This is a genomic window from Haliscomenobacter sp. (assembly GCF_033763495.1).
GTDB lineage: Bacteria > Bacteroidota > Bacteroidia > Chitinophagales > Saprospiraceae > Haliscomenobacter.
In genome coordinates this window covers 1-4,640 of sequence record NZ_JANRKL010000257.1, presented here as the reverse complement: position 1 = coordinate 4,640, position 4,640 = coordinate 1, and the positions used below count along the sequence as shown (strand labels likewise).

The 4,640-nt window shown below is 44.8% G+C and carries 4 protein-coding genes and 1 rRNA gene; 1 reads left to right on the top strand and 4 read right to left on the bottom strand.

Going from position 1 to position 4,640, the window contains the following annotated elements; all coding sequences use genetic code 11:
- Positions 1 to 91: ribosomal RNA gene (gene rrf, locus SFV55_RS29865) — 5S ribosomal RNA — on the top strand; the annotation flags it as partial.
- Positions 92 to 326: 235 nt separating this feature from the next.
- Here the strand turns inward: rrf and SFV55_RS29860 are convergent.
- The 4 genes from SFV55_RS29860 to SFV55_RS29845 form a co-directional block, all read right to left on the bottom strand.
- Positions 327 to 1,730, bottom strand: a complete 1,404-nt coding sequence (locus tag SFV55_RS29860) for a DUF1593 domain-containing protein (RefSeq protein ID WP_320033269.1) — start codon at positions 1,728 to 1,730, stop codon at positions 327 to 329.
- Between the two features lie 125 nt (positions 1,731 to 1,855).
- Positions 1,856 to 2,824 carry a zinc-binding alcohol dehydrogenase family protein gene (locus SFV55_RS29855; protein WP_320033268.1) on the bottom strand — a complete coding sequence of 323 codons (969 nt, stop codon included), beginning with the start codon at positions 2,822 to 2,824 and terminating at the stop codon, positions 1,856 to 1,858.
- Between the two features lie 120 nt (positions 2,825 to 2,944).
- Positions 2,945 to 3,526 (bottom strand): Crp/Fnr family transcriptional regulator, encoded by a 582-nt coding sequence (locus tag SFV55_RS29850; RefSeq protein WP_320033267.1) that lies wholly within the window; start codon positions 3,524 to 3,526, stop codon positions 2,945 to 2,947.
- A 325-nt stretch (positions 3,527 to 3,851) separates the two neighbouring features.
- Positions 3,852 to 4,487 carry a hypothetical protein gene (locus SFV55_RS29845; RefSeq protein WP_320033266.1) on the bottom strand — a complete coding sequence of 212 codons (636 nt, stop codon included), beginning with the start codon at positions 4,485 to 4,487 and terminating at the stop codon, positions 3,852 to 3,854.
- Positions 4,488 to 4,640: the final 153 nt, after the last annotated feature.

Below are 4,640 nucleotides of genomic sequence, written 5' to 3'. Positions count from 1 at the left end.
GGTCCCACCTCTTCCCATTCCGAACAGAGAAGTTAAGCCGCTCAGCGCTGATGGTACTGCCTTTAGGTGGGAGAGTAGGTCGCTGCCAACTCAATACAACACACACAGCCTCATTCGTTGACTCGGATGGGGCTTTTGTGTATATAGGCCTGAGCAAAACAAAACCTCAATCCAGCTAACCACGGAGTGGTTCAATCTTGCATAGCCGCGGTCGTCCGCGGTAAAAAGCCGGAGCTAGGTGTCCCAACCACGGCAGTGGTTGAATGGACGTACGGGATATTGACTATTGTTCAATCAAGGCCTTTGATTCGAAAATTGATAAAAACTCATTTAGGAATCACATTGACAATCACCCTTTGATACCGGGTTAAAGCCGGTGTGCCATTGTCTTTTACTTCCAAAATAAAATGCATCGTCTTGGTCTCGCTGACATTTGGGGCTAAAAATCTGACTTCTTTATTTTTTGGGTTTTGAAGGGAAAACTGGTTTGCATTGAGTGAGCCCACTTCTTTATAAAACATCCAATTGTAGCTTAATGTATTGTTGTCTGGATCGGTAGCATCACCAGAGAGGACCACTTCTGAGCCTGATTTTACGGTGATTTCGTTGGCGTGTTTGAGCGTGACGAGGGGTGGGTGATTGGCTTCCGAATACTTTTTGGCCACGCACCAGTCCATTCTGGCGAAAAAATCGTTTTGAAAAGCTGTTCTCCAACGCCATATGGTGGCATGATTGCTGGTGTGAAAACTTTTGGTAAGCTCGCTGTAAACCTCATCCTGCGTATCGGTCCACATGGGACGTGTTTCGGGTTCGTACATGTATTTTTTGAAGGGTGGAATATACAGCTCGTAGCGACCACCCCAACCACCGTAATTGGGGTGGTCAGGGGCATTCAATCCATTGTTGATCAGCCCTAAAAAAGAGGGGGAATCACCCTCCATTAAATATTCGACTTGGGGATACTTTTCACCCAGCGCACCATGATTTTTGCGTACATGTTCATCCAGGTATTTGTTTCGGACAATGGTCGTATCAGCGCCCATAAATCGACCGTGAAAAACATCTCCGGAGATACCCGACCAGGTGGCGTAGTGGTATTGCCCACCGCCGTTTTCCTCAAAACCAGGGCTCACGATGTAAAACAAGGCCGGGAAAGTATTCCGAATCCATGGCCCGGTATCGTCTTGGTCAGAAATGGTATAAACCCGGAGTTTGGCGATGACCTGCTTGATGGTACTTTCCGGTTCCGTTTTTTTGAGTTTCCACAATGCTTGTGCCAATACATTGGTGCCGCCCCACGCCTGGATGTACAGCGGGCGAGGGTCATTTTTGAGCATACTGGTTAGTAGCCAATCTGAACCTTCAGAGCCTTTGCCTTCACCCAGGCCCTCCTTGCCAAAAACAGGCAACCCTTTTTTTATGATGGAATGGATATAGGCTTCAGTTGGAAAGCCTTTTTCGTGGATTTCGAGGTTGTTTCTAACTTTTCCATAGGCCTCGGCTATTTCGTGCAGGCGCCATTCCGCAGTTTTGTTGCGCTGCCAACAGGAAGTTGTAGCTACAATACCTTCGATGTCGAAGTGATTAGCATAGGTAAGGAAGCGGACAAAAGACATGGCATCATCTGGCTCATTTTCGATGTCGGTCAATACAAAAACGCGTGGGTTTTGAGCGTAGGTAATACTCCCGAGTAAATACAGGGTGAATAAGCAGATGAACTTAAATTTCATGGCAAGCAAGTTGAAAGAGTATTTGATTTTGAGTTCTTTTGCTAAGCCCATGTCTATATCAAACACTTAGCAAGGAGTGAATTTACCTTTTTTGTTTGTTAATGATTTTATGAAATGGTAGAATCTTAAACCACTACCACAATTTTCCCAGTAGCTTGATTGCTTTCCATGTACTGATGCGCAGCCACAATTTGATCAAGAGAAAAAACCTTGTTTACATTCAATTTGATGGTCCCGTCTTCAACCCAATGGATGAATTCCTGAAAGGATTGGGTGGTGCAACGCACTTGGCCGCTGTCAAAAATGGTCAATTGAACGGTGGCTGGGATAAACTCCATTGGTGCAAAATTGGGGATAGCCCATTTTTCAGAAAGCATCCCGGTCATACAGGTTATTCCACCTGGACGGGTGCATTGCAGCGAATCCTGGAGGGTTTCGGCACCTACCAACTCCAAAACCTTGTGCACCCCCAATGGAAAAAGGGCACGTACTTTGTCCCTTAGTTGACCATCATCGATCAGTACATGGGTAGCCCCATTTTCGAGTAGGGTGGGGGCTTTTGCCGGATTGCGGGTGCTGGCAATGATGGTCAAACCCTGGTGTTTTGCCAGTTGGGTGGCAAGCATGCCTACGGATGAAGTAGCGCCCCGAACCAATAAAGTTTCCCCCTTTTGGATGTTTAAAGCCAGATGTAAAGAGCCGTAAACTGTTTGGAACATTTCAGGAATTGCCCCCAGCATTTCCCAAGGCAAATCGCTATGGACAGGATAAAGAATCGTTTTAGGCAAAACGGTATATTCAGCATAACTGCCGTCGTAAGCGCGCCCCATTTCACCCATCATGGCGGCTACTTTTTGCCCTTTTTTATATTCTCCCGAAGGGTCAGATTCTACTTCGCCAACACATTCGATACCCAGCACCCGAGGAAATTGCACATTGGGCGAAAAACCTTTGCGGGTCATCAGTTCAGAGCGATTCAAGCCAAAAGCTTTTACCCGGATCAGGACTTGACCTTCTTCGGGGGTGGGGATGGGGACTTCCAGTATTTGGAAGTTTTCGGCTCCGCCAGGGGTATACAAAACAGCTGCTTTCATGGTCAATGTTTTAGAATGTTTATTTGCGCAGCACAACAACACAACAAAGGTGCCGCGCAAACCGGAATTCGACCCATAAACAATCTTAAGAAAAAGGCTTAATGTAATTTAGGAAGAGGGTTATTTGAGTTTTCTATCTGCCCGTATTTTGCTCAAAAACTCCGGTGTAATGCCCAGGTAGGAGGCAATTTGGGTATTAGACAAACGATTTGACAACAACGGGTACTGCTCCAAAAAAGCCTCGTAACGCTCCTGAGCAGTCGAGCTGATGTTTTGCAAGACCCTGTTTTGCAACTCGATGTATTTGTTTTCCACCATAATGCGGAAATTCCGGTTGAAAACGGTGTGATTGTCGTACAAGTAATAAAGGTCGTCCCGGAAAATCTGAAGAATTAGAGAGGGTTCAATGGCTTCGATGTAGAGCTTGCTTGGCTTTTCTTTGTACAGGCTAGCAAAGTCGACGATCCAGTCATTTTCTGCGGCAAACTGGAGGTTGTGTTCCTTGCCTTTAGCATCTACCCCATACATTTTGAAACAGCCTGAAAGCACAAAAGTGATGTGTTGACAAACGTCGTTTTCCTGGAGAATGAATTGCCTGCGTTTGATCCTTCTTTCTTTAACACGGCTGATCAAGGCCTCAGTTTCCTGAGGTTTAAGCGGGAGATAATTGCTGAAATAGCTGATTAATAGAGCTGTGTTCATAAAATCAACATGAGCCATCTCGAATTTTAATTTCAAGAAGGCAATTTTAGAATCACGGAGTGATTCAACCTTGAATAGCCGCGGTCGTCCGCGGTAAAATGGTCCGCGGAATGTATTACAACCGCGGCAGCGGTTGAACAAATCGGCGCGCAATTCAACCGCTGCCGCGGTTGTGAAACGAACCCATGTCCGAAAAATCCGCGGACGACCGCGGCTATTCTAAATTCAATCGCTCCGCGATTGGTAAGATATTGAAATAGAGGGTAACAGAGCTGACTTCCGACTTTGTTTTGAACTATGGACGGCAATAAGCCCGATACCTACGTCACTTTATTTGCCCTAAAAAGTACTGTAAGGCTATTTCAACTCTTTCAATGTTCTTCTGTAATGGAACATCAGCTTCTATTTTGAGCAGATTGAGGGTTTCAAAAATGATGGTGTCATCCCCAAATCGCAATTGACCAGAATAGACCAGCTCTGCCAAAGCATTGACAATATGGCCTTTGGCAAAATCGGAAGTGGTATTTAGGGCGATTCGTTGAAGCGTTTTGAGTTCCTCGATATTTGGAGCAAGTTTCATTTTATGAGCGATAGCACATATAATCGCTTGCCGATCAGTATCAACCAATTCTTGTATTAAATCTGGATAGTCAATGAAAAATGGGTAAATAAGGCGGACTATTTCATTTTTCTCTCTCAGTTTGAGGGCAGGGTTTGATTCGTTAACAAAGATAAATGCAGCACCTAAACCTTCAACTATGGCTTTTGCGCTGTCCTTATTTGGTAACTTTTCATCCTGTTTGGTAAAGATTATATCAATTAGTTGCAACAATGCATACGCAATTTTGGCCGTTTCACGGCTTCCTTCCTCATAACTAATTTGATTCAACCTTAAATCCTTCTGCGAAGTGTTGAATCTTGCCGTGATCAGATCTATCTCTATTTTGTGTGCACTATCCACCTGCGGGCGTAGCTCAGGGCAAACGCATTAAAATTGGAAAAAAGGATGAGAAGCCCTAGCTTTGGAAAAAGTCAATGGGAGAAAGAATTCAATCAGCGCAACTCCAATCTTTAATTGCTCGTTTTGAGGATATTAAAGATAAGAGAATAAAAA